This window comes from Wenyingzhuangia heitensis (genome assembly GCF_011762155.1).
Classification (GTDB): domain Bacteria; phylum Bacteroidota; class Bacteroidia; order Flavobacteriales; family Flavobacteriaceae; genus Wenyingzhuangia; species Wenyingzhuangia heitensis.
In genome coordinates this window covers 479,355-504,335 of record NZ_JAASQL010000001.1, presented here as the reverse complement: position 1 = coordinate 504,335, position 24,981 = coordinate 479,355, and the positions used below count along the sequence as shown (strand labels likewise).

Sequence of the window (24,981 nt, the reverse complement as noted above, 5' to 3'; positions counted from 1 at the left end):
ACTCCTCATAAATCCTTAAATTTACCCTGTGAAAGATGATATCAAACTTAAACTAGCCGTTCTACCCTCTACCCCTGGAGTATACCAATACTTTGATAAGGAAGGAACCATTATTTATGTGGGTAAAGCCATCAACTTAAAAAAAAGGGTGAGTAGTTATTTTACCAAAACACATGACGATGGTAAAACACGGGTTTTGGTTTCTAAAATTGTAGACATCAAACATATTGTAGTCGCTACCGAAACGGATGCACTACTTTTAGAAAACAACTTAATAAAAAAGTACAAACCCAAATACAACGTATTGTTAAAAGACGACAAAACGTATCCGTGGATTTGTATTAAAAAAGAACGTTTTCCTAGAATATTTGTCACCAGAAAAATGATTCGTGATGGATCTGAATATTTTGGCCCTTACACTAGTGTAAAAACCGCTTATGCTTTGTTAGATTTAATTAAAGAACTCTATCAAATCCGTAGTTGTATGTTCGATTTAAGTCATGAAAACATCAACACAGGAAAGTTTAAAGTTTGCTTAGATTATCATATTAAAAAATGCAAAGGTCCTTGCGAAGGTTTACAAACTGAAAGCGCTTACAACACTCAAATAACAGCCATTAGGAATATTATTAAAGGAAACTTTAAACAATCTTTGGTTGCTTTTCATCAAATGATGCATCGTTTTGCAGAAAACATGGAATTTGAAGAGGCTCAAAAAATTAAAGAAAAAATGGACTTATTGTCTAATTATCAGGCAAAATCTACCATTGTAAATCCTACTATTAATAACGTGGATGTGTTTTCTATTTTATCTGACGAAACAGCTGGCTATGTAAATTTCTTTAAAATATCTAACGGATCTATTATTCAATCTCACACCATAGAGATGAAGAAAAAATTAGACGAGAGCGATAAAGAATTGTTAGAACTAGCTATTGTTGAATTACGTGAACGATTCAATTCTATAAGTCCAGAAATTTTAGTTCCGTTTAAAGTCAACGTAGGAGAAAATATAAAAGTAACCGTTCCTAAACAAGGAGATAAATTACGTGTGGTAGAATTGTCTATCCGTAATGCAAAATATTACCGACAGGAACAGTTTAAGCAAGTACAAATTATAGATCCAGAAAGGCATACCAAACGTATTATGGCTCAAATGAAATTGGATTTACGCTTAAGTGCAGAACCTAAACATATTGAATGTTTTGACAACTCTAACATTCAAGGAACTCACCCCGTAGCAGCTTGTGTGGTTTTTAGGGATGGAAAACCAAGTAAAAAAGATTACCGTCATTTTAACATCAAAACCGTAGAAGGTCCCGATGATTTTGCATCTATGGAAGAAGCCGTCTATAGGCGTTACAAACGCTTGTTAGATGAAGACCAGCCATTGCCTCAACTAATTTTAATTGATGGTGGAAAGGGACAATTATCATCTGCCTTAAAAAGTTTAGATCTTTTAGGATTGCGAAACAAAATTGCCATTATTGGAATTGCTAAAAGGCTAGAAGAATTGTTTTTTCCAGACGACCCTATTCCGTTGTATTTAGACAAAAAATCGGAAACACTTAAAATTTTACAACAACTAAGAAACGAAGCACATAGATTTGGAATTACACATCACCGAAACAGACGAAGTAATACAGCTTTAAATTCAGAATTAGAAACCATTCCTGGAATTGGAAAACAAAGTGTAGAAAGTTTATTGCAATATTTTAAATCTGTCAAAAGAATAAAATCTGCAACAGTAGAGCAATTAAGTAGTGTTTTAGGCAATGCTAGAGCCAAAAAATTACATAATTTCTACCATAAAAATGAGTAACTTAGTCCTGTTATGTTAAAGAAAATTCTTCTTCTTTTTATACTCATTCATTCTTTTGTTTTTAGTCAACAAAAAGAAATTGATACCCTTAAAACTCCCAAAAAAATTGGATTGGTTTTTAGCGGTGGTGGTGCTAAGGGTTTTGCACATATTGGTGTTTTAAAAGCCATAGAAGAAGCCAATTTACAAGTAGATTATATTGGAGGTACTAGTATGGGTGCTGCCGTAGGTGCTTTATACGCATCTGGTTACACAGCTAGCCAAGTAGACTCTATTATAATGGCTATTGATTTTGAAAAAATGTTGACTGACAAAATTGATAGGAAATACAATTCTTTTTTTGATAAAAAAAACAACGAAAAATATTTACTTTCTCTACCTATTAAAGGCTTTAAGTTAGGATTGCCTATTGCACTCTCTAAAGGACAAAACACATACAACACTCTAAGTGAATTATTTCATCATGTAGATCACATTACTGATTTCTCAAAACTACCAATTCCTTTCTTTTGTATAGCCACCAATATAGAAACAGGAAAACAGGTAGAATTAAATACAGGATCCCTAGCGTTAGCCGTAAGATCTAGCGCATCTTTACCTACTTTACTAAATCCAAGTCAGCTAGACTCTGTTATGTTAATAGATGGAGGAATTGCTAATAATTTTCCTGTAGACTTAATGAGAACCAAAAAAGTAGATTATGTAATTGGTGTAGATGTACAAGGAAATTTAAAAAAGCAACAAAATATAGATTCTGCTCTAAAAGTGATTGATCAAATTATCAACTTTCAGTTGTATGGTAATGAATATGCAGAACTTCAAAAAATAGAGCTCTATGTTCATCCTGAAGTTACCGAGTTTGAAATTATTGATTTTGACAAAAAAAGAGCCATTATTGATGCGGGTTACAAAGCAGCAAAAGAAAAAATAGAGGAACTAAAAAAACTAGCTAGTCAACAAAAAAACCAGACAACTCTTGCTTCTAAAATTATTCCAGACTCTAAAGAATATGAGATAAACAACTATACTATTTCTGGAGCAAAAAACTACACTAGAAGATACATTAGAGGAAAACTAGACTTTAAAAAAAATAAAAAAATAAGTCTAAAACAATTCAATCAAAACATTAACTACGCAACTACATCAAACAACTTTAAAAGTATTTATTACAATTTTAAAGAAAATGATTCTGTAGTAGATTTAGACATTAGATTAACAGAAAACCCAGACTCTAGATTTTTAAAACTAGGAATACATTACGACCCTTTATATAATCTATCTGGATTGGTAAACTACACACACAAACACTTGTTATTAAACAACGATGTTCTTTCTGCCGATTTAGCTTTTGGTGACAACACCAGATACGCTGTTAATTATTTTATAGACAACGGGCATTTTTTAGGTTATGGAATACTTTCCAGATTTAATCAATTTGAAACCACTATTAAAAGCAATAGTTTTATTGGTGTAAATCAAATAAACTTTGAATACGAAGATTTTACCAACTACATATATACCCAAGCAAATTACAAAAATATGTATGCGCTTTCTTTGGGAATAGAACACAAACATATTAGATCTTTTACCAATAATTTTGCTTCTGTTAAAGACGATTCTAGAACATTTTTTGATGACAGTCATTACTTAAATCTTTTAGCTAAAATTGAAGCAGACACCTACGATAAAAAAAGTTTTCCTGATCAAGGGGTTTTAATCAACGCAACGTGGAGAACATTTTTATCCTCTACAGATTTTGGCAATGACTTTAGACCTTTTTCTCAATTAAGAATTTTAATGGAAGGTAGATGGACTTTATCCGATCGTCTTTCCTTTTTTGCTCAAGGAGATGGAGCTGTAAGTATTACCCATAGAGAGCTTGATAACTTTAACTATTCTCTAGGAGGTTACGGAGAAAATTATATTAACAACTTTATCCCCTTTTACGGGTATGGATTTTCAGAATTAGAAGCCAACTCGTTTTTAAAAACTACGGGCTCTTTACGCTATAGATTTTACAAAAAAAACTATGTAAGTTTTATAGCCAACTATGCTTTAATTGCAGATGATGTTATCGAGTTTTTAGAGCATAAACCTTTTTTTACCAACGCAAATACAGGATATGCAATTGGAGTTAGTTCTGATACTTTTCTAGGCCCAATAGACCTTAAATACTCTTGGTCACCAGAAAACAAAAAATTTAGTGCCATTTACTTTAGTGCTGGTTTTTGGTTTTAACAAAAAAAAGCCCAATCAGTATAACTGATTGGGCTTTATTGATATGATTTTACTGTTTAAAAGAAAACTTATATTGTAAATACATATAAGCATCTCTTGGTACTATTTTTATCCATTTTTTGTGCTCTTTAAACCAAACTCTCTGTTGAGAGCATAGTCTTTTTCTTAAATAAGCAGCAACAAAAGGATGTACATGTAAAAAGATTTTTTCGTTACGTTTTTTTGTTGATAAGATTTTTCTTAGTTCGAAATCTATCTTACTAACCAGCACTATTGGTGCTTCTACTTCTCCGTTTTTATTCGGATTAGGTTCTCGTGTTTTAATGTTTGTTTCTGGACGAACACGTTGACGAGTAATTTGCACTAAACCAAACTTACTTGGAGGTAATATTTTGTGTTTGGTTCTATCCGTAGCCATTTCATTTTTAAGATGTTCATATAGCTTTTGTCTGTTTTCATTGGTATTCATATCAATAAAATCAACCACTATAATTCCACCCATGTCTCTTAATCGCAATTGGCGTGCAATTTCCGTTGCTGCAATTAAGTTTACCTCAAGAGCCGTGTCTTGCTGTGTATTGGCTTTGTTAGATCTGTTTCCGCTATTCACATCAACTACATGAAGGGCTTCGGTATGTTCTATAACCAAATAAGCACCTTTACTCATTGATACAGTCTCTCCAAATGCAGATTTAATCTGTCTTTCAATTCCGTATTTTTCAAATATTGGAGTGTTACCGTCGTAATCTTTAACGATACTCACTTTTGCAGGATCTATCTCTTCAATGTAATCTCTTATTTCTGTTGCTAATTGTTCATCATCAACAACAATATCTGTAAAAGAATCATTTAAAACATCTCTTAGTATAGAAGATGCTCTGTTTAACTCACTTAAAACTTTGGTAGGTGTGTTTGTATTTGGAATACGCTCACACATATCTACCCATCGTTGTAATGAGTTTTGTAAATCTTTGTCTAATTCTGCAACTTTTTTTCCCTGTGCAACTGTGCGCAGAATTAGTCCAAACCCTTTGGGTTTGATACTTTTTGCCAGCTTCTTAAGCCTGTCTTTTTCTTTTGGATCTTCAATCTTTTGAGAAACAGACACTCTGTTAGAAAACGGGACTAATACTAAATATCTTCCAGCTATGGACAACTCAGAACTAATTCGTGGTCCTTTGGTAGATATGGGTTCTTTTACAATTTGAACAAGAATGTTTTGCTTTGGTTTTAAAACCTTGTCAATACTGCCTCCTTTGTCAATATCTTTTTCAAATTGAAATTTGCTTAACGTAAAATCTTTGTAATTACCTGTACTTACTTTCTTTAAAAAACTATTTAGAGAGTTTACCTGAGCTCCTAAATCATGATAATGCAAAAAGCCATCTTTTTCGTAACCTACGTTAACAAAAGATGCATTTAATCCTTTTAACACTTTTCCTGCTTTAGCTAAAAATATATCACCTACCGATATTTTATTATCGTTAGATTCATTATTTAACTCAATTAATCTACCATCTCTAAGTAATGCAAAATCAATATCAGAAGAATTTGAACGAATTATTAATTCTAATTTCATCCTGATTTGTTTAAATGTTACCTAAATAACATGATTAAAAATAAGTATATTGATAATTAAGACTAATGTCTTAAATGTCAATGAACGTGTTATGGTTTTTACGAAACCATAAAAAACAAGAAAAAGTAAGTTGTTAAAACTTACTTTTTCTTATGTCTGTTTGCTCTTGATCTTTTTTTACGTTTGTGCGTAGAGATCTTAGCTCTTTTTCTTTTTTTACCGCTTGGCATAATGTATAATTTTAAAGTCTCCTTTATTGGAGATAGTTAATAATCTATTTGTTGTTCTTTCCGTAAATTACTTTACTTCTACTTTTGCTTTAACTCCCTCTGTAAACGTTTTAGCAGGTTTAAATGCTGGTATGTTATGTGCTGGAATTTTAATTGTTGTATTCTTAGAAATGTTTCTACCTGTTTTTTCAGCTCTAGTCTTGATAACAAAACTACCAAATCCTCTTAAGTAAACATTATCACCGTTTTCTAAAGCATTTTTCACTTCATCCATAAACGCCTCAACAGTTGCTAAAACATCAGCCTTTTCAATCCCTGATTTATCTGCAATTGTCGTTACTAAATCCGCTTTCGTCATTTCTTATTACTTTTTTAATATTATTCTAGAAAAAAATTGAGGATGCAAAGATAGGATAATTAATTAATTCTAAAAAGATTAACCATCAAATTTTACACTAAGTTTTCTGTAAGTTTGCATTCCTAAGCACAAATATATGGAATTTTATAAGACACTAGAAATGTGGTACTTAAACAACAAACGAGATTTACCATGGCGAAAATCATCAAATCCGTACTTTGTTTGGCTTTCAGAAATTATTTTACAACAAACCAGAATTCAGCAAGGATTGTCTTATTACAACACCTTTACAAACCATTATCCAACCGTTTTAGATCTTGCAAACGCAAAAGAAGATAATGTTTTAAAAAATTGGCAAGGTTTGGGATATTATTCCAGAGCCAGAAATTTACATTTTTCGGCAAAATACATTTGTAATGAACTTGACGGAAAATTTCCTACCACATATAAAGAAATTATCAAGCTAAAAGGTGTGGGAGATTATACAGCATCAGCTATTGCATCTATTTGTTTTAATGAAAAAACTGCAGTTGTTGATGGAAATGTATATAGAGTTTTGTCTAGATACTTTAACATAGACATCCCCATCAACTCATCTAAAGGAATTAAATATTTTAAAGAATTAGCACAAGAATTAATCATAAATGCGAACCCAAAAGAATACAACCAGGCTATTATGGATTTTGGATCTATGGTTTGCAAACCTCAAAACCCTAATTGCGAAAATTGTCCGTTAGAAAACGGTTGTTTGGCCAAAGCAAAAAACATGATTAGCAGCCTACCTGTTAAAGAAAAAAAGATTAAAATTAAAAATAGATATTTAAACTTTATTGTTTTTACCAATGGAGAACAAACAATACTTGAAAAAAGAACAGGTAGTGGTATTTGGCAAAACTTATATCAGTTTCCCTTGTTAGAATTTGATGAAATTGCGACTCAAAAAGAGTTGATAAAAAAACCATTACTAAAAGACTACAACACATCTACAATAAAGCTTTTTAATCCAGAACCTTGGGTACATAAGCTATCTCATCAACATTTATTTACACAATTCTGGATTGTAGACACCCAAAACATAAGTCAAACCAACAGTGTACATTGGGAAAACATAGATAATTTTGCGGTTCCTAAACTGATACACAAATTTTTAGATAGCTACAAAACCAAATAAATTTTCATTATTTTTGATCTATTAATAAATTAATTATGGCTGGTACACTTAACAAAGTTATGCTCATTGGTCACTTAGGAGATGATGTGAAAATTCATTACTTTGAGGGTGGTGGATCTATTGCTAGGTTTTCTTTAGCAACCAACGAAACATACACCAACAAAACCACTGGCGAAAGAACAACCACTGTAGAGTGGCACAATATTGTTGTAAAAAATAAACTTGCAGAAATATGTGAAAAACATTTAACCAAAGGAGATAAAGTTTATTGCGAAGGAAAAATTAAATCTCGCGAATGGGAGCTAGAAGGTGTTAAAAAAACAACTTACGAAATTCACGTTCAAGAAATGAATTTTTTATCTCCAAAATCAGAACAAAAAAACACTAATTCTAATTCTGAAAAACAGAATCCCAACGGAATTATTGATGATTTACCCTTTTAATTCACAAACCATTGCCTGAGCCCATATACAATACCGGATTTCAACTAGAAACAATTATTAATTGTTTATTCACCCTTTGTTTATTACTTTGTTCTGCCCTAATTTCTGGATCCGAAGTTGCCTTTTTTTCACTTACAAAAATAGAATTAGATGAAATTGAAGCATCAGGAACCAATAATTCTAAAAAAGTAACCCAGCTAATTTCCAGACCCAAAAGACTGCTTGCAAATATTTTAGTAGCCAACAATGCTATCAACATTTTAATTGTATTACTTTTTGCTTCTTTAGGTGATGTGTTTTTTGGAGGACTAAGCATTAACCTAGATCTTTATTATTTTACGTTAGATATTCGTTTCTTTATAGAGGTAATTCTTATCACTTTTGTAATTCTTATTTTTGGAGAAGTACTACCTAAAGTGTATGCAAACAGAAATGCCAAAAGTTTTGCCCTGTTAATGAGTCCTGTACTCTTAATTTTAGGAAAGCTTTTTATTTTTATTAGTGGTCCCTTAACCGCATTATCTAATGTAATTGAAAAACAATTACGTAGTAGTAAAAGTAATTTTTCTGTTGATGACTTATCTCAAGCACTAGAACTTACCAACGAACGAGACACTACCGCAGAACAAAAAAATATTTTAGAAGGAATTGTAAATTTTGGAAACACAGAAACTGTACAAATTATGAATCCTAGAATGGATATTTGTGCCATTTCTAAAAGAGCCAATTTTACCGAAGTTTTAGAAATTATAACAGACAAAGGTTTCTCTAGAAACCCTGTATATGATAATAATATTGACGAAATTGTAGGTGTAATTTATGCCAAAGATTTACTACCTCACTTACACAAAAAAACATTCAATTGGCTCGCCCTAGTTAGAGAACCTTTTTTTGTGCCCGAAAACAAAAAACTAGATGATTTATTGACTGCTTTTCAGGAAAGAAAAAATCACCTAGCCATTGTTGTTGATGAATATGGAGGAACAAGCGGACTGGTTACTCTAGAGGATGTAATAGAAGAAATTGTAGGAGATATTAGCGATGAGTTTGACGATGACGATTTATCTTACTCTAAAATTGACGATAATAATTATGTATTTGACGGAAAAATAAATTTAAAAGATTTCTGTAAAGTTCTTAGTTTAGATGAAGTAGGTTTTGAAAAAGACAAAGGAGAATCCGAAACCTTAGCTGGATTAATTTTAGAATTATCAGGTAAGTTTCCTCGTAAATTTGAAAAAGTAAATTACCAAAATTTAGTTTTTACGGTAGAGGCCATAGAAAGAAAAAGAATTAAGCAAATTAAAGTAGCCATTCTTTAAACCCTAAACTTCCCATGAAATATTTTGCAATTATCTTGGTATTATGTTGTATTTGCTGCAAACAAAATCCAATTCCAAAACCAAACGCTTATTTAAGTTTAAATTATCCCAAACCTACCTATCAAAAAACAGAACCAGGCCTTCCCTTTCAATTTAAAACATCAAAAAATGCTGTTTATACAATAGAAAATAAAAGTTGGTCAAACATACATTACCCACAACTAAAGGCAGATATTAATATTACATATCAAACAGTAAACAACAATCTAAAACAACTTGTTTTAGATGCAGAAAAACTTACTTACAAACACACTTTAATTGCAGATCATATTGAGGTCTATCCTTTTGAAAACAAACAAAAAAGAGTATACGCTCGGTTGTTTCAAATTACAGGAAATGTAGCCTCTCCAATTCAATTTCAAGCTACAGATTCTGTAAAACACTTTATTAGTGGATCTTTATACTTTAATATAAGGCCTAACTATGATTCTATTTTACCATCAATAAATTTTGTTAAAAAAGACATTCAACAAATTATAGAAACCTTAGAGTGGACAAACTAAGAGTCAAATCTTTTTAATCTATAAGATATAAAAAGACTGTAAATAATTACCCCAAACAATAAAGCTCCAGAAAGCAAATGGATGGCTTGTGTTCCAAAAGGAAAATGCACATAATACATTAGTATACCCGTAAAAGCTTCAAAAAATAAAAAAGCCAATATCCACCTCACCTGTTTGTATCCTAAAATATATTTTTGATTCAACCAGAATATAAAAGAACTCACCAACACCACTACAATAGTAAACGATCTATGAAAATAAAAGTTAAAATTAGGATCTAACAATCTAAACTCCTTTTGCTCAAAACCATATTCTTTCACTTGCTCATCTACAAATTGTCTTACTTGAGTTCCCAATAAAATCTGAACAATCATCATTAACAACAAACTAAACAACAACCAATGAAATGTTTTATTGTATTTATAAACAAAAGATAAATTTTTAGAACTGATTAAAAACTTAGCTCTTAATAAAAGCCCAATAATCAACAAACCACCAATCATATGAATTGTAATTATATAAGGTGTTAAATAACTATCAACCACCACTTTTCCTAACCAAGCTTCAAATAACATCCCTACAAAAGCTAAATATGTTAACAAAGCAACCCCTCTTATTTTATTTTTATTAAAAGTAACTTTCCACAAAAGAACCAAAAAAACAAAACCTGCAACAACAGAACTAAGCCTGTTTATATACTCTGTATAAGTATGATAAACGTTAAACTCTGCATATTCGTGCTTGGTATAAACCTCCCAATTATGTTCCTTAAAATCATTATCTGTGGTAATAGTACTTTTAGCAACATACAAAGCCTCGTTATGAATAATGATTGCTCCTTTTTTAAACTCCGTGTCACCTTTCCACTCTAGTTGATCTTGAGAAGTTGGAGGAATGTAATAACCAAAACACTTAGGCCAATCTGGACACCCCATTCCAGACCCAGTCATTCTTACAACAGAACCTGCAAGAAAAATTAAATAAACGGACACAATAGCTACATTAATTGTTTTAATGAGTGATTTATTCATAAATATATATTTGCTGAACAAAATTATACAAAAAAAGCTACTCACATAGAGTAGCTTTTATTAATTCTTTTAATTTGAATTATTTCTTGTTTAAGAAAACCTTACTTAGTTTCTTTTTTAGCTTCCTCACACTTCTCAGCACAAGCTTTTATACATTTTTGATCTTCTTTATGCTTACATTTTTCTGCACATTCTTTAGAACATACCGCTCTTTCTTTAGAATCTGTTGCAGAATACATTTTCCCATCTATCAAATTATTAATAGTACTTATAATTTTTTCTTTTGATGTTTTATTAGCATCAAAAACAAAAATTCCTTTCTTTTCTTCAAAATTCACCTTAGATTCTGTTACTCCTTCTAATTTAGATATTTTGGATTCTATAGTTTTTGCACACCCTATTTCGCAAGTCATCCCTTTAATATCAAGACTAACCGTTAATAGTTTAGCTGGTAAATCGATTTCTTGGGTTTCCGTTGTTTGCTTTTCTTTTATAGATGGCTTACATCCTATCAAGTTAACAGCTAGTAAAGCAATAAATACAACTCTTATAATTTTCATAATTTCTAATTTATATTCAATTCAAATATACAAAACTATCAAATCATCTTTAATACATTTTCACACAGATTAATTAACACAACTAACTACTTTGTGCTTTGTATTAGTTTTCAACAATTTTCAAATTTAAAAACAAGCTGATAACTATATTATAATCAAGCCCATAAATAATTAAAAAAACATCACTCACAACACTTTTGTTGAAAAATAATATGTATATTTGCGTCCATTTTATTAACAAGCATTTTAAATTATTTAAGTATGTACGCAATTGTAGAGATAGCAGGGCAGCAGTTTAAAGTAGCGCAAGACCAAAAAGTATACGTTCACCGTTTGCAAAACGAAGAAGGAGATTCAGTTTCTTTTGACAACGTTTTATTAGTAGACAATGGTGGAGATGTTACTATTGGCGCCCCAGCTATAGAAGGAGCTTCAGTGAAAGCTAAAGTTTTAGGTCACTTAAAAGGTGATAAGGTAATCGTTTTCAAGAAAAAAAGAAGAAAAGGTTACAAAAAGAAAAACGGACACCGTCAGTATTTAACTGAAATCCAAATTGAAGCTATTAACGCTTAATTTGACTGTCTAAATTAAATTATTAAAGAAAAAATAACCTTAAAAACACAATATTATGGCTCATAAGAAAGGTGTCGGAAGTTCGAAGAACGGTAGAGAATCAGAATCGAAACGATTAGGTGTAAAGATTTTTGGTGGTCAAGCTGCTTTAGCTGGAAACATTTTAGTACGTCAAAGAGGTACTACTCACAATCCAGGTGAAAACGTTTACATGGGAAAAGATCATACTTTACATGCAAAAGTTGATGGAATTGTAGAATTCCAAAAGAAAAGAAACAACAAATCTTATGTTTCTATTACTCCAGTTCATTTAGAAGCTGAAGCATAGTAGTAAACAAAGTTTATATCATAAAAAAACCGAACACAATTTGTGTTCGGTTTTTTTATGATATAAAATCAGTCTATAAATTACATAAACACTTTATATCTCACCACAACATCATTTATATTAACTGTTACAAAATAGACACCAGAAACCAAATGTATGTTATGAACTTTCTGTCCCATTAAATTAATAATATCAACAACATTACCTTTATTCACAACAATTTGACCAGAAACATTAGAGAATATAACTTTATTAGATGTTAAATTATTTAATCCTAAAGTAGGAAAGGTAAAAGAAGTACTATTAAACGGAAGAAGATCATCAGTACTATCAGTCATTGTAGTCCAATTTTCTTCATCAACGATTAATGTTTTGTACTCACTAACTGTTTTGTTCGTTCTTACTCCAGAATAAGCACCCCCATCTTTACTAGCTGTATTATCAATAACAACAAAGTTACTAGTAATACTCAATCCAGTTGCAGAAAAATTAGCTTCCAAACCTTCATTATTATTTTGAATACCGGCAATCCACGTAGTTACCATATTATTTCCTGGATCACCATATGTTGCATATACAGCATCTCCACTAGTAGCAATATTAAAACCAGCATCTGTAACAGTCAAATTCCCAATGGAACTACCAAAACTAGGATTTGAAGCACTATCTACATCTGTAAAAACAACAACAGTTCCTGCAGGAATTAAAGATAGCCCTGTATCCCACCTTAATATCCCTTCAGTATCAGAATTTCCATCACCTGAAATATTGGGTTCACTATCTGTAAAATAAATAATTGTGTTTGCTCCTAAATCTTTTAATACAACGATTGCTAAATCTTTCTCACCATCAGCATTAAAGCCAATAAAAAGTATATCACCAGAAGATTGAGCATAAATAAAACTGGAGCATACGAATACTAAAAATTGAATAATCTTTTTCATAGTTTAAATTTTTGAATACAATTCAACTATAAATCACTAAGAAACAAAACCTTAACTTTAATTCAATCTTATAGAAACATACAAAAAATATTTTTTTTATAAAATAATTCCTGCAATGCAAGCAGTAATCCAACTAGCCAAAGCACCACCAATCATAGCTTTAAAAGCAAGCTTAGCAACCTTTCCTTTTTGATTAGGTGCAATACCAGCTATACCCCCTATTTGAATTCCGATAGAAGCAAAATTGGCAAATCCACACAAGGCATAACTTGCTATTTGTGCTGTTCTTGCCGACATCTGATTATTTTTTACCATTTCCCCTAAATCTTTGTAAGCTATTAATTCCGTTAAGGCAATTTTCTCACCTAATAAAGTTCCGAAAACTCCAGCTTCATCCCAAGAAACCCCCATTAGATAAGCCAATGGCTTAAAGATATAACCTAACAACTGAGACAGAGATAAGTCTATTAAACTTAACAATCCATCTACTAAAGCAACCATACCCACAATAGCAATTAACATAGCTGCAATATTAGCCGCTAGTTTTAAACCATCTATAGCACCATCTGCAACAGCCTCAACTGCATTACAATCCTTTTTTTCATCTTTTAGAACAACAGCACCTGTTGTTAGTGATTTTTCAGTTTCTGGGCATATGATTTTAGCAATCATAATAGCAGCAGGAGCACTCATAATAGAGGCCGCCATTAAATGTCCTGCAATACCAGGTATATGCGTTAGCATTTTTACATAAATAGCCATTACACCCCCCGCTACAGTTGCAAAACCACCTACCATTACCGTCATTAGTTCCGATTTTGTCATAGACTTCACAAAAGGTTTCACTAACAAAGGAGCCTCTGTTTGCCCAACAAAAATACTACCAACTACGCTTAATGTTTCTCCTCCACTAGTTCCTAATACTTTTTGTACAAATTTAGAAATCCCTTTAATAAGAAACTGCATAATTCCTAAATGATAGAGTAAGCTCATAAAAGCAGAAAAGAAAATAATTGTAGGTAAAACTCGTACTGCAAAGTTAATAATAGGGGACTCTACCTGCCCTGTTACAAAAGAAGCGAACAAAAAATCACCTCCTTTATCTGCATACGACAAAAGTTTATTAATAGCCACGTCAAAATACTTAAAAAACGGAAGTCCTATTGGTGTTTTTAATATGACAAGTGCAAATATTAATTGAAGACCAAAGCCCTTAAGAACAATACCATAATTAATTTTTTTTCGATTGTTACTTAATAAAAAAGCGATCAACAACAAAACTATAATTCCTATTACCCCTATAAATCTTTCCATAAAATAGTTAAACAGACAAGGTAAGTATTTTCTTAAAAAAATAATCCCCTCAATTGCTTGAGGGGATTATTAAATTATTAAATTTTAAAAGGATTATTCAGCTATTTCATCAAATTGAATATTTACTTTTAATTTATCTGCTACCATTTGATTAATTTTTATTTTAAGCGCTGGTATTTTTACATCTTTAATCGCATCAGAACAAAAAGCAAACATTAACAATGCTTCTGCCTCTTTAGCAGGAATACCTCTTTGCTGCATATAAAACAAAGCTGATTTGTCTAACTGCCCAATAGTACATCCGTGAGAACATTTTACATCATCTGCAAAAATTTCTAACTGGGGTTTAGAATTGATTGTTGCATCATCTGAAATTAACACAGAATCATTTTGTTGATACGCATTAATTCTTTGTGCTGCTTGATCTACAATTACCTTTCCGTTAAAAACTCCTGTAGACTTTCCTCCGTAAACACCTTTATAAGTCTCATTAGATTGACAATCTGGAGACTTGTGAGCCACTAATGTATGACTGTCTACCAATTGACTACCCTCTAAAATTGTAACTCCATTTAAAATAGAATCACACCCAGGTCCATTTTGATAAAACGACAAATTATTTCTTGTTATATTTCCCCCAAAAGAAAATGTATACACAGAAGCAACTGTATCTCTTTCTTGAGCGACAAAAGTTGCATCTACTAAAGAAGCATCGTCTTTGTCATTTTGGATTTTATACAAATCAAAAATTCCGTTTTTTGCAACAAAAACCTCCGTTACTACATTGTTAAATGTAGCTACATTGGCAACAGACTGATGACGTTCTATAAATTTAACCTCAGCATTTTCTCCAACTGTGATTAAATTTCTAGGCTGTAACAACATTGCTGATGTTTCTCCTGAAGCTAAATAAATTAACTCTATAGGTTTAGAAACAGCTTTGCTTTTAGCAACCTGAATTACAACACCCTCTGTAGTAAAAGCAGTGTTTAAGTCTGTTAAACTTGTAAATCCTTTTGCTAGCGTATTGTATTTGTTTTTAAAAATTTCTTGATAAGAAGCATCTTCAATAGCTTCTGACAATAATTTTACAGAAACTTCTTCTATAGAATCTGACAACGAAGCTTGAAAGACTCCATCTACAAAAACCAATTTGTAAGAATCTAAACCTGCTACTAAAAATGGAGTAATACTGTCTTGAGTAATATTTGTTGCCTTAGCAGACTCAATTCCGTATTCGTTTTTTAACACACTTCTTAAACTAGTGTATTTCCACTCTTCGTCTTTAGTTGTAGGAAATCCTTTTTGAGAAAAGGCTTCAAAAGCTTCTTTTTTATAATTTTCTACAGTTGCATTTTTAGAATCTCCTTTAAATGCTGCTGCTAATTTATCTTGTAAACTCATTTTATAAGTTTTAAGTGATTTGTAAAAAATGATGAGAGAAATTTATCTCTTTATATTTTACCAATACTATTTTACCAACCAATCGTATCCTTTTTCTTCTAACTCTAAAGCTAATTCTTTACCACCAGATTTAATGATTTTTCCATCTGCTAAAACATGTACAAAATCTGGAACTATGTAGTCTAACAAACGTTGATAGTGCGTAATTACAATTACAGCATTGTCTTTAGATTTTAACTTGTTAACTCCGTTAGCTACAATACGCAAAGCATCAATATCTAATCCAGAATCTGTTTCATCTAAAATAGCTAGTTTTGGTTCTAACATTGCCATTTGAAAAATCTCGTTACGTTTCTTTTCACCTCCAGAAAACCCTTCGTTTAAAGAACGAGATAAGAAATCTTTTTTAATTTCTAATAAAGCAGATTTTTCTCTAATCATCTTTAACATTTCTCCAGCTGGCATATCTTGTAAACCATTTGCTTTTCTTTTAGCATTGATAGCTGTTTTGATAAAGTTAGTTACAGATACTCCCGGAATTTCTACTGGGTATTGGAATGACAAGAAAACACCTTTGTGAGCTCTTTCGTCTGGAGACAAATCTTCTAAATCTTCTCCTTCTAAAGAAATTGTTCCTTCCGTAACTTCGTAATTTTCATTTCCTGCTACTACAGAAGCTAACGTACTTTTTCCGGCACCATTAGGTCCCATAATTGCATGAACCTCTCCTGCTTTTACTTCAATATTTAATCCCTTTAAAATATCGTTATCTTCTACTTTTGCGTGTAAATTTTCAATCTTTAACATTATTCTAGCTTTTGGCTTTTGAAATTTTTCTACTTGATATGTTTTGGTTCCCTTCTTATCAGTTTTTGTTTCTTGATAGTGATATCCATCTTTATGACTTTTTTCTATAGTTTATACTATTAAAGAAAAACACCTAACAAAAAATATTCGGTTTATCCTACCGATCCTTCTAAACTGATTTCTAATAATTTTTGTGCTTCTACAGCAAATTCCATTGGTAATTTATTTAGTACATCTTTACTAAACCCGTTTACAATTAATGCAATGGCTTTTTCTGTATCAATTCCTCTTTGGTTACAATAGAATAATTGATCTTCTCCAATTTTACTTGTTGTAGCCTCGTGTTCTATTTGTGCCGATTTATTTTTAACCTCTATATAAGGAAACGTATGTGCTCCACACAAATCTCCCATTAATAAAGAATCACATTGTGAAAAGTTACGAGCATTTTCGGCTTTAGAATTTACCTTAACCAAACCACGGTAACTGTTGTGAGAATGACCTGCAGAAATACCCTTAGAAATAATAGTACTCTTGGTATTTTTACCTAAGTGTATCATTTTAGTACCTGTATCTGCTTGCTGATAATTATTAGTAACTGCAATAGAATAAAATTCACCTGTAGAATTATCTCCTTTTAAAATACAAGAAGGATATTTCCATGTTACGGCAGAACCTGTTTCTACTTGTGTCCAAGACACTTTTGCATTGGTTTCACAAACCGCTCGCTTAGTTACAAAGTTAAACACTCCTCCTTTTCCATTCTTATCTCCTGGAAACCAGTTTTGAACTGTAGAATATTTAATCTCTGCATCGTCCATAGCTACTAACTCAACTACCGCTGCGTGCAATTGATTTTCATCTCTACTTGGTGCAGTACATCCTTCTAAATAACTAACAAAAGAACCTTCATCAGCAACTACCAAAGTACGTTCAAATTGCCCTGTTCCTCCTTCGTTAATACGAAAATAAGTAGACAATTCCATAGGACAAGTAACTCCTTTTGGAATGTAACAAAAAGATCCATCTGTAAAAACAGCTGAATTTAAGGCTGCATAAAAGTTATCTGTTTTAGGAACTACAGAACCCATGTATTTCTTTACCAATTCTGGATGCTCTTTTATCGCTTCAGAAATTGGACAAAAAATAATTCCTTTTTCGTTTAAAGTCTTTTTAAATGTAGTAGCTACAGAAACTGAATCTACAACAATGTCTACAGCAACGTTTTGTAGTTTTTTCTGTTCATCTACAGAAATCCCTAATTTTCTATACATTTCTAACAACTCAGGATCTACATCATCTAAGCTTTTATTAGGGTCTGCTTTTTTAGGTGCAGAATAGTAACTAATTTCTTGAAAATTTGGTTTTTCATAAGTTACGTTAGCCCACTCTGGCTCTTCCATAGCTTCCCACTTACGAAAAGCATCTAATCTCCATTCCGTCATCCATTCTGGCTCTTCCTTTTTTGCAGAAATAGCACGAATTACATCTTCATTTAATCCTTTAGGAAAAGTTTCAGCATCCAAATAAGTATAGAATCCATATTCATACTCTTGGGTTTTTAACTCTTCTCTTAAATCGTCTTCAGTATATTTACTCATTACTTCGTAATTAAAGATTTAATCGTCAAAATTTAAGACTTTCTCAAATTTATCTTATTTCACTTTTTTCTAAATATTTTAGTGTTCAGCGTTTACAAAGAGAAACTCTCTCCGCATCCACAAGTTCTATTGGCATTAGGGTTGTTAAAAACAAATCCTGTTCCATTTAATCCTCCAGAATACTCTAAAGTAGTTCCAACTAGGTACAAAAAGCTTTTTTTATCAACAATTAATTTTACTCCATTGTCTACAAAAACTTTATCTCCTTCTTGTTCTTCTTTATCAAATTTTAAATCATACGATAATCCAGAACAACCACCACTCTTTACTCCTACTCTTACAAAATCATTGATAGCATCATAACCATCATCGGTCATTAATTCTACTACCTTTTTTTTTGCTATGTCTGATACTTTTATCATAACTTTATTAGTTTAAATATAAACGTCTGCAAATTTACCAATTTAAAACTGATTTTTATCATATGCCTTGATTAATAATATTTATTACACCATAGACTTCATCAATGTAAAATGTATCTTTGCAACCGCTATTAATGTTCTTTATAAACTATTAGTAGTTTTAATACATAAACCTTTCAAAGTAAGAGCAAATGTTAGAAGATAAAACTCCACAAAAAACAGACATCGCTAGTTTGGGTGAATTTGGATTGATTGAACACTTAACCGAACATTTTAAAATAAACCACACCTCTACAGTAAAAGCAGTAGGAGATGATTGTGCGGTATTGGATGCTAACGGATTAAAAACCTTAATAACTACAGATTTATTGGTAGAAGGTGTTCATTTTAACTTATCCTATATGCCTTTAAAACATTTAGGATACAAGGCTGTTATGGTGAATTTATCTGACGTATATGCTATGAATGCTGATGCTTCTCAAATTACTGTATCTATTGCTCTGTCTAACCGATTTCCTTTAGAAGCCGTAGAAGAATTGTATAGCGGAATTTTATTGGCTTGCGAAAAATATAACATTGATTTGATTGGTGGAGACACCACATCATCTACCACCGGTTTACTAATTAGCGTAACTGCTATTGGTCATTCTGATGCTAAAAAAATAACGTATAGAAATACCGCTAAAGAAAATGATTTACTGGTAGTTTCTGGAGATTTAGGAGCTGCATATTTAGGTTTTCAGGTATTAGAACGTGAAAAACAAGTTTTTGAAGTTGACCCAAACAATCAACCAGACTTAGATGCTTATACGTATTTAATTGAAAGACAGCTAAAACCTGAAGCCAGAAAAGATATTGTTAGAATTTTAAGCGACTTAGATGTTGTACCTACTTCTATGATAGATATTTCTGATGGCTTATCTTCTGAAATCATACACCTTTGTAAGCAATCTAAAGTAGGGTGTAATTTATACGAAGAAAAAATTCCTTTAGACCCACAAGTAATTTCTGTTTGTGAAGAGTTTGATTTAAACAGTACAACTGTAGCGCTAAGCGGGGGTGAAGATTACGAGTTGCTATTTACCATTACACAAAGTGATTTTGACAAAATTAAAGGAAATCCGCATTTAACTGTAATTGGTCATATGACAGATGCAAATAGCGGAATGAATTTGATAACTCGTGGTGCCAATCAATCTGTACCGTTAACAGCACAAGGTTGGAATGCATTACTGGATAAAGACAAAGAAGAATAGTTTTTTTTTGTGACCTGTTGCATAAAACAGTGTCCTAACAATAACTATGAAAACATATCTATAGCAATTGCTATAGCAAAACCCTTTAGTCTAACTAAGCTAAAGGGTTTCTTTTTTTAATGGCTTAAAGTACTTTTCCTACAGAACCATTTTCAGTAGGAATTAATTGATATATTTTATCCGGTTGCAAACCTTGTAAAATTCTATGAGAAACATATAAAATAGCGGTATTGGTTTCTTTATGAATTTTGTTGATAAAAGCCGTTAACATTGCCGTTGCATAATCATCTAGCTCATTTGTAGGTTCATCTAAAATAAGCAAAGGAGGTTGTTTTACCATAGCACGAATAATTAATACAATTCGTTGTAATTCTGGAGACAAACGCACAAAATAATGTTGTTTTTTATCTTTTAAACCTACCAAATCTAACCACTTATCTGCTTCGTTAATTTGATGCCCCGTGGGCGTTTCATACAACCCTACAGAATCGTAAAAACCAGACAACACCATGTGCTGAACCGTAAATAATTTCCCAAAAAACTGAGTTAAACTAGGAGAAAAATAACCTATCTTTTTTTTAAGATCCCAAACAGTTTCTCCACTTCCTTTTAATTTACCAAACAAGATAATATTTTCTCCAAAAGCTTTGGGATTGTCACCTGTAATCATGGTTAATAAACTTGTTTTTCCTGCTCCGTTAGGTCCTTTTAAATGCCAAAACTCTCCTTTGTTAATTTCCCAATTAATATTGTTTACTATTTGTCTTGTTTGCTCATAAAAAATATTTACATCCGTAAATTTTACCAACGGATTTGTGACTTCAATTTTGTGCAGACCGCCAGGAAGATCTCCTTTAAATTGATATGGTTTTTGCTGCTTAAAAAAATAACTATCGTATTTTTTTAAATCTCCTTTAAACTCAATACATTCATCAGCTACTAAATAAACTTCACCAATAAAAGGAAGAACCTCATCTCTAATTTTAAAGACCTGAACTAAAGTTATTGTTTTTGAAATTTCGATTAAATACTCAGATAATTCCGCTTGTTTTTCTACATCTAAACAATCATAAGGTTTGTCTAACACTAAAAAATCAACTTTATGATTGTCAGAATTTTTAATCAAAAAATCTAATAACATTTTTTTTTGTTGACCGCTAGAAAAAGAAGTTAAACTCCTTATATTTCCATTCCCGTCTACACAATTACTTGTCAACGTAAAATCATCATGATGCAATTCCTCTTTAATGTATTTTTCTAATACAGAAGAACTAAATAAAGCTCCTTTCTTATTCTTAAATTCAGGAAATAGATTCTGCTCATTCCCAGCTAATAAATTTTTAATAAAATTAGTTTGCCCTGTAGATTTATTAAAAACGGCAATGTGATTCATATGCTATACAGTCTAAATTATTTTTAAAGATACAAACTATCAAATATTATCTTATTTTAACAACCAAATTAAATTTCTAAATTTTATGAAAAATAGAACTGCTCTATACATTCTTTTATGCCTTAGCATCAACACCGTTTTTTTTGCGCAAAAACGAACACCTTTCTACAATCAAAAAAACTTAAATGATTTTACTATTGAAGGAGGAAAAGCAACCTATACCACCAAAGACGGAATTATAACAGGGCACACCGCATTACAGAGTCCTAATACTTTTTTAGCTACTAAAAAAACCTATGGTGATTTTAAATTAACTTTTGAAGTAAAAGTAGATGCAGCTTTAAATTCTGGAGTTCAGATTAGATCTAGACAAAGAGAAACTTCTGAAGGGAAATTAGCAGCAGGGAGATTTTATGGACCTCAGGTAGAAATAGAATCTAAAGATGGGGTTTCTGGTTATGTTTATGGAGAGTCTATGGGAAATGGTTGGAGATCACAAAACAGAAATCCCCACAATTACTTTAAGATTGAAAAATGGAACCAATACAAAATAATAGCCAAAGGAGCTCAAATTAAAACGTATATTAACGGTCATCTTATAGAAGATTTAACCGATGAAGAAGCTTATAAATCACACCCAAAAGGTCATATTGGTTTGCAAGTACATGCTATTTCTAAAAATAAATTAGGAACTAAAGAACACCTAACTGTACAATGGAAAAACTTACAGATAGTTGAATTGTAATAACCTATAAATTTTGTGAAAGCTCATCAAAAAAAATTAAAGGTGAGTTTTTACAAAGTTTAAAATAGCTTGCTCTGCCTTTTCTTTATCTTCTATCAAACTCATATGCCCGTTCTCTAATTCTATCAATTCCGTTTTTGCGCTATGTGTTTGCTCTATCAAATCATTATAATTTAATACGGGATCTTTTTTTCCTAAAATTAACAACGATGGATACGGTCCAAAATGCAATAGAACCTCTCTATCCAATCTAAGCTTCATTCCTTCCAAAGCCGCTATAATACCTTGTCTTGATGTTTTTAAAGCTTCTTTTTTAACCTTTGCAATTTCATCTGCATAAATTTTTCTACACTTAGAACGAAACAACATAGGAATAGAAGTTCTAATAAAAGATTTGTGATTTTCTTTTACCACAGCAATAGCTCTATCTCTCCCAATTTTTTTCTCTTCGGAATCTGGTCTGGCAGTTGAATTTAACAACACCAACCCTTTTACATTATCGGGATACATATCGGCAAAAGCCAAAGCCACATAACCACCCATAGAATGCCCCACAAAAAAAGATCTACGGATATTTAACACATCCAACACTGCTTTTACAGCCTCTGCCATTTCTGTCATTGTGTGCACATAACCTAAACTTTCTGTTTGTCCGTGCCCCAATAAATCTATACAAACTACTCTAAATTTAATGTTTAATATCTTTTCTAAACTTTGCCACATAGTAACATTTTCTAAAAAACCATGTAATAAAACAATTGTAGTTCCTTTACCAGATTGGGTATAGTGTATTGGAGTATTTTTGTAGGTAATAAATGTGCTCATACTACAAAAATATTAATAGTAGACCTATAAAAAAAATAAGCTATCAATAGATTAGGCCTAGGTAGTAACTGAATAAACAGAATAAAAGACAAACACTCTTAACAACCATCTTATTATCACTTTTAAGTTCTTGATAACAGATAATTTAGAGCAGCCTCCTCACTTGTAAAAAACTTTACTTTACTTCCTGTATAAGATATATATACACGAAACAACAAGGGTATGATTCCTACAGCACCAACAACTGCAGATTTTTTTATTTTTGGCTGAACATCAACACCTGTTTTTATTAATTTTCGCAATGCAGAAGGAGTTAATCTTGCTCCTTTAACCAATCCTAAAATAATCACACTCTTATCAGGACTAGTCGAGCATTTATCATAAGCATTATTTAAAATACGAATTCCCAAATCATCATCAGTAACATTTCTAAAATCTATTAACAAATATTTTACATTGTTATAAACCGCCCAATAAGAATAATCTTTGTAATCAATCATAATAATTTATAATTCTAAACCCTTTTCATCCTAGGACAAACTTGCTTAGTTTACAAAAATATTAATAGTGAACCTATAAAAAAAGCCCAATCTACAAAAATAGACTGGGCACAAATACCATAATAAATAGGGGTAGATATTTTGTATTGGTATTTTAATTGTCTGATAAAATATATTCTAAAGCAGCACTCTCATCTGTAAAAAAACGGAGTTTACTACCTGTATAAGACATGTAAATTCTAAATAACAGAGACAACATTCCGACAACTCCTACAATAGCAGATTTTTTTAATTTGTCTTGAACATTTTTTCCCATCTCCATTATCTCTCGCATAGCCATTGGAGTAATTTGACCACCATTTACAACTACCAAAGCTCGTACAGTTTTATTTTCACAAGGTATACAGGAATTAAAAGCGTTTTTTGCCACCAAAACTGCAGCTACATCGCTTTTAACATTAGAAAAATCTACTTTTAGAAACTTATTATTGTTTTTAACTCTCCACGATACTTCTTCTCCCAACAGCACATATTAATTTACACTTAATAGTATAAAGCTAGTTTTTTTTGAATAAAATTTTATTTCTTTAATTAAGAGTTTTACTAATGTATCCCAAATGTCTCCCTAACACAATTCTATAAGCCAAACACAAATTCTCTAATAGAATCTTTGCCTTTTAATTTTAATTTAGGCTTTATTCTTTGAATTGTTTTTTTTACTGCAGCTATAGATATATTTAACAAGAAAGAGATTTCATTATTATTAAATCCCATTTTTAAAAAAGCTAAAAATTTTAGGTTATAATCTGTTAGTGTATGATCAATTTTTAATAGTTTTTTATAAAAAAGAGGATGGACTTCTTCAAAATGAATTTTAAACAGTTGATAGTGATATTCTTTTTTAATTTTTTGATCAATTTTTCTAGATAATTCTTTCACATCAGAAAGCAACATTTGTTTTTCACTATCTATAAACTTGTCTATTTTTTTTTTAATATCATCCAACAATGTATTCTTAGCATCTATTACTAAATAATTGGTGCTTAAAACCCTATTTAATTCATTTACTTTTAATTGTTCATTTTTTATTTTTTGCCCTTGTACTATAGCAGACGTACACAAAGGAACTAACAAAGTTATTTTAGAATTAAAAACATAACCATAAAGTCCATCTTTTAAAAAATTAATTAGCCCCTGCTCTTCTTTTGTAAAATTTGTTAGCAACAAACAAGGGATCGCTTTTAACAAACTACTTTGCTTTACGCACTCCCATTCATCCTTCCAATTATCCAAATGCACATCATCAAAAATAATTACATCAGGCAAAACTTCCCAATCATGAGTCCGATCTGCAAGACTCGACAATTTTAAAACACTAGTATTACAGCGTAATAATTCTTGCTCTAGTAATACGTTTTTAATAGTGCTTACATAAGCAATCGTATGATTGTAGTTTTTATCTAACATTGTATTTTTTAAGAATCTTAAATTTATAACTCCTTTTATTATTTACAAACAAAAAATCTTTTAATTATGATTAGAACTCTAATTC

The 24,981-nt window shown here is 31.2% G+C and carries 24 protein-coding genes and 1 pseudogene; 10 read left to right on the top strand and 15 right to left on the bottom strand.

Annotation, left to right across the window (positions count from 1 at the left end; genetic code table 11):
- Window positions 1-28: 28 nt before the first annotated feature.
- Together uvrC and FHR24_RS02085 are read left to right on the top strand one after the other, a co-directional pair.
- The gene (uvrC, locus tag FHR24_RS02090) at window positions 29-1,822 is read left to right on the top strand and encodes an excinuclease ABC subunit UvrC (RefSeq protein ID WP_167183153.1); all 1,794 of its coding nucleotides are present in this window, start codon (window positions 29-31) and stop codon (window positions 1,820-1,822) included.
- Between the two features lie 12 nt (window positions 1,823-1,834).
- Window positions 1,835-4,060 (top strand): patatin-like phospholipase family protein, encoded by a 2,226-nt coding sequence (locus FHR24_RS02085; protein ID WP_167183150.1) that lies wholly within the window; start codon window positions 1,835-1,837, stop codon window positions 4,058-4,060.
- A gap of 49 nt (window positions 4,061-4,109) precedes the next feature.
- Here FHR24_RS02085 and FHR24_RS02080 read toward each other — a convergent pair whose 3' ends face one another.
- Both FHR24_RS02080 and FHR24_RS02075 read right to left on the bottom strand, forming a co-directional pair.
- Window positions 4,110-5,639 carry an Rne/Rng family ribonuclease gene (locus tag FHR24_RS02080; RefSeq protein ID WP_167183147.1) on the bottom strand — a complete coding sequence of 510 codons (1,530 nt, stop codon included), beginning with the start codon at window positions 5,637-5,639 and terminating at the stop codon, window positions 4,110-4,112.
- Window positions 5,640-5,936: 297 nt separating this feature from the next.
- Window positions 5,937-6,227 carry an HU family DNA-binding protein gene (locus tag FHR24_RS02075; RefSeq protein ID WP_010136136.1) on the bottom strand — a complete coding sequence of 97 codons (291 nt, stop codon included), beginning with the start codon at window positions 6,225-6,227 and terminating at the stop codon, window positions 5,937-5,939.
- A gap of 136 nt (window positions 6,228-6,363) precedes the next feature.
- On the opposite strand from FHR24_RS02075, the gene mutY reads away from it, so the two are divergent.
- Genes mutY through gldD form a run of 4 tightly spaced genes read left to right on the top strand, consistent with a single transcriptional unit; the run spans window position 6,364 to window position 9,726 of the window.
- Window positions 6,364-7,398: an A/G-specific adenine glycosylase gene (gene mutY / locus FHR24_RS02070; RefSeq protein WP_167183145.1), complete on the top strand. Its 1,035-nt coding sequence runs from the start codon at window positions 6,364-6,366 to the stop codon at window positions 7,396-7,398.
- A gap of 35 nt (window positions 7,399-7,433) precedes the next feature.
- The gene (locus FHR24_RS02065; RefSeq protein ID WP_167183142.1) at window positions 7,434-7,841 is read left to right on the top strand and encodes a single-stranded DNA-binding protein; all 408 of its coding nucleotides are present in this window, start codon (window positions 7,434-7,436) and stop codon (window positions 7,839-7,841) included.
- 11 nt (window positions 7,842-7,852) lie between these two features.
- Window positions 7,853-9,163, top strand: coding sequence for a gliding motility-associated protein GldE (gene gldE, locus FHR24_RS02060; RefSeq protein WP_167183139.1), 1,311 nt, complete (start codon window positions 7,853-7,855; stop codon window positions 9,161-9,163).
- Between the two features lie 14 nt (window positions 9,164-9,177).
- On the top strand, window positions 9,178-9,726 hold the full coding sequence (gene gldD, locus FHR24_RS02055; RefSeq protein ID WP_167183136.1) for a gliding motility lipoprotein GldD: 549 nt from the start codon (window positions 9,178-9,180) through the stop codon (window positions 9,724-9,726).
- Here the strand turns inward: gldD and FHR24_RS02050 are convergent.
- Entirely contained in the window at window positions 9,723-10,757 is a 1,035-nt protein-coding gene (locus FHR24_RS02050; RefSeq protein WP_167183133.1) for a COX15/CtaA family protein, read from the bottom strand. The two genes, gldD and FHR24_RS02050, sit on opposite strands and share 4 nt — an antisense overlap.
- A 101-nt stretch (window positions 10,758-10,858) precedes the next feature.
- Window positions 10,859-11,317: a heavy-metal-associated domain-containing protein gene (locus tag FHR24_RS02045; RefSeq protein WP_167183130.1), complete on the bottom strand. Its 459-nt coding sequence runs from the start codon at window positions 11,315-11,317 to the stop codon at window positions 10,859-10,861.
- A 261-nt stretch (window positions 11,318-11,578) separates the two neighbouring features.
- Between FHR24_RS02045 and rplU the strand changes: the two are divergent.
- Window positions 11,579-11,887 (top strand): annotated as a pseudogene (gene rplU / locus FHR24_RS02040) (50S ribosomal protein L21); the annotation flags it as partial.
- Between the two features lie 58 nt (window positions 11,888-11,945).
- Window positions 11,946-12,218, top strand: coding sequence for a 50S ribosomal protein L27 (gene rpmA / locus FHR24_RS02035; protein WP_167183126.1), 273 nt, complete (start codon window positions 11,946-11,948; stop codon window positions 12,216-12,218).
- An 80-nt stretch (window positions 12,219-12,298) separates the two neighbouring features.
- Here rpmA and FHR24_RS02030 read toward each other — a convergent pair whose 3' ends face one another.
- From FHR24_RS02030 to FHR24_RS02005, 6 genes are all read right to left on the bottom strand, one after another.
- A complete protein-coding gene (locus tag FHR24_RS02030; protein ID WP_167183124.1) occupies window positions 12,299-13,162 on the bottom strand; it encodes a hypothetical protein in 864 nt (287 codons plus the stop codon).
- Window positions 13,163-13,258: 96 nt separating this feature from the next.
- Window positions 13,259-14,476: a NupC/NupG family nucleoside CNT transporter gene (locus FHR24_RS02025; RefSeq protein WP_167183122.1), complete on the bottom strand. Its 1,218-nt coding sequence runs from the start codon at window positions 14,474-14,476 to the stop codon at window positions 13,259-13,261.
- A 93-nt stretch (window positions 14,477-14,569) separates the two neighbouring features.
- A complete protein-coding gene (sufD, locus tag FHR24_RS02020; RefSeq protein WP_167183120.1) occupies window positions 14,570-15,880 on the bottom strand; it encodes a Fe-S cluster assembly protein SufD in 1,311 nt (436 codons plus the stop codon).
- A gap of 66 nt (window positions 15,881-15,946) precedes the next feature.
- Complete coding sequence (sufC, locus tag FHR24_RS02015; protein ID WP_167183118.1) at window positions 15,947-16,687, bottom strand: Fe-S cluster assembly ATPase SufC; 741 nt, start codon at window positions 16,685-16,687, stop codon at window positions 15,947-15,949.
- 152 nt (window positions 16,688-16,839) lie between these two features.
- Complete coding sequence (sufB, locus tag FHR24_RS02010; protein ID WP_167183116.1) at window positions 16,840-18,288, bottom strand: Fe-S cluster assembly protein SufB; 1,449 nt, start codon at window positions 18,286-18,288, stop codon at window positions 16,840-16,842.
- A 92-nt stretch (window positions 18,289-18,380) separates the two neighbouring features.
- Entirely contained in the window at window positions 18,381-18,710 is a 330-nt protein-coding gene (locus FHR24_RS02005; protein ID WP_167183113.1) for a HesB/IscA family protein, read from the bottom strand.
- A gap of 191 nt (window positions 18,711-18,901) precedes the next feature.
- Between FHR24_RS02005 and thiL the strand changes: the two genes are divergently transcribed.
- Window positions 18,902-19,966 carry a thiamine-phosphate kinase gene (gene thiL / locus FHR24_RS02000; protein WP_167183110.1) on the top strand — a complete coding sequence of 355 codons (1,065 nt, stop codon included), beginning with the start codon at window positions 18,902-18,904 and terminating at the stop codon, window positions 19,964-19,966.
- Between the two features lie 124 nt (window positions 19,967-20,090).
- On the opposite strand, the gene FHR24_RS01995 is transcribed toward thiL, so the two are convergent.
- Window positions 20,091-21,359 carry an ABC transporter ATP-binding protein gene (locus tag FHR24_RS01995; protein WP_167183107.1) on the bottom strand — a complete coding sequence of 423 codons (1,269 nt, stop codon included), beginning with the start codon at window positions 21,357-21,359 and terminating at the stop codon, window positions 20,091-20,093.
- Between the two features lie 85 nt (window positions 21,360-21,444).
- Between FHR24_RS01995 and FHR24_RS01990 the strand changes: the two genes are divergently transcribed.
- The gene (locus tag FHR24_RS01990; protein ID WP_167183104.1) at window positions 21,445-22,104 is read left to right on the top strand and encodes a 3-keto-disaccharide hydrolase; all 660 of its coding nucleotides are present in this window, start codon (window positions 21,445-21,447) and stop codon (window positions 22,102-22,104) included.
- Between the two features lie 36 nt (window positions 22,105-22,140).
- On the opposite strand, the gene FHR24_RS01985 is transcribed toward FHR24_RS01990, so the two are convergent.
- The 4 genes from FHR24_RS01985 to FHR24_RS01970 form a co-directional block, all read right to left on the bottom strand.
- Complete coding sequence (locus tag FHR24_RS01985; protein WP_167183102.1) at window positions 22,141-22,929, bottom strand: alpha/beta fold hydrolase; 789 nt, start codon at window positions 22,927-22,929, stop codon at window positions 22,141-22,143.
- 122 nt (window positions 22,930-23,051) lie between these two features.
- Window positions 23,052-23,429: a SpoIIAA family protein gene (locus FHR24_RS01980; RefSeq protein WP_167183099.1), complete on the bottom strand. Its 378-nt coding sequence runs from the start codon at window positions 23,427-23,429 to the stop codon at window positions 23,052-23,054.
- Window positions 23,430-23,583: 154 nt separating this feature from the next.
- The gene (locus FHR24_RS01975; RefSeq protein WP_167183096.1) at window positions 23,584-23,952 is read right to left on the bottom strand and encodes a hypothetical protein; all 369 of its coding nucleotides are present in this window, start codon (window positions 23,950-23,952) and stop codon (window positions 23,584-23,586) included.
- A 113-nt stretch (window positions 23,953-24,065) separates the two neighbouring features.
- Window positions 24,066-24,896, bottom strand: a complete 831-nt coding sequence (locus FHR24_RS01970; RefSeq protein ID WP_167183094.1) for a helix-turn-helix transcriptional regulator — start codon at window positions 24,894-24,896, stop codon at window positions 24,066-24,068.
- Window positions 24,897-24,981 lie beyond the last annotated feature (85 nt).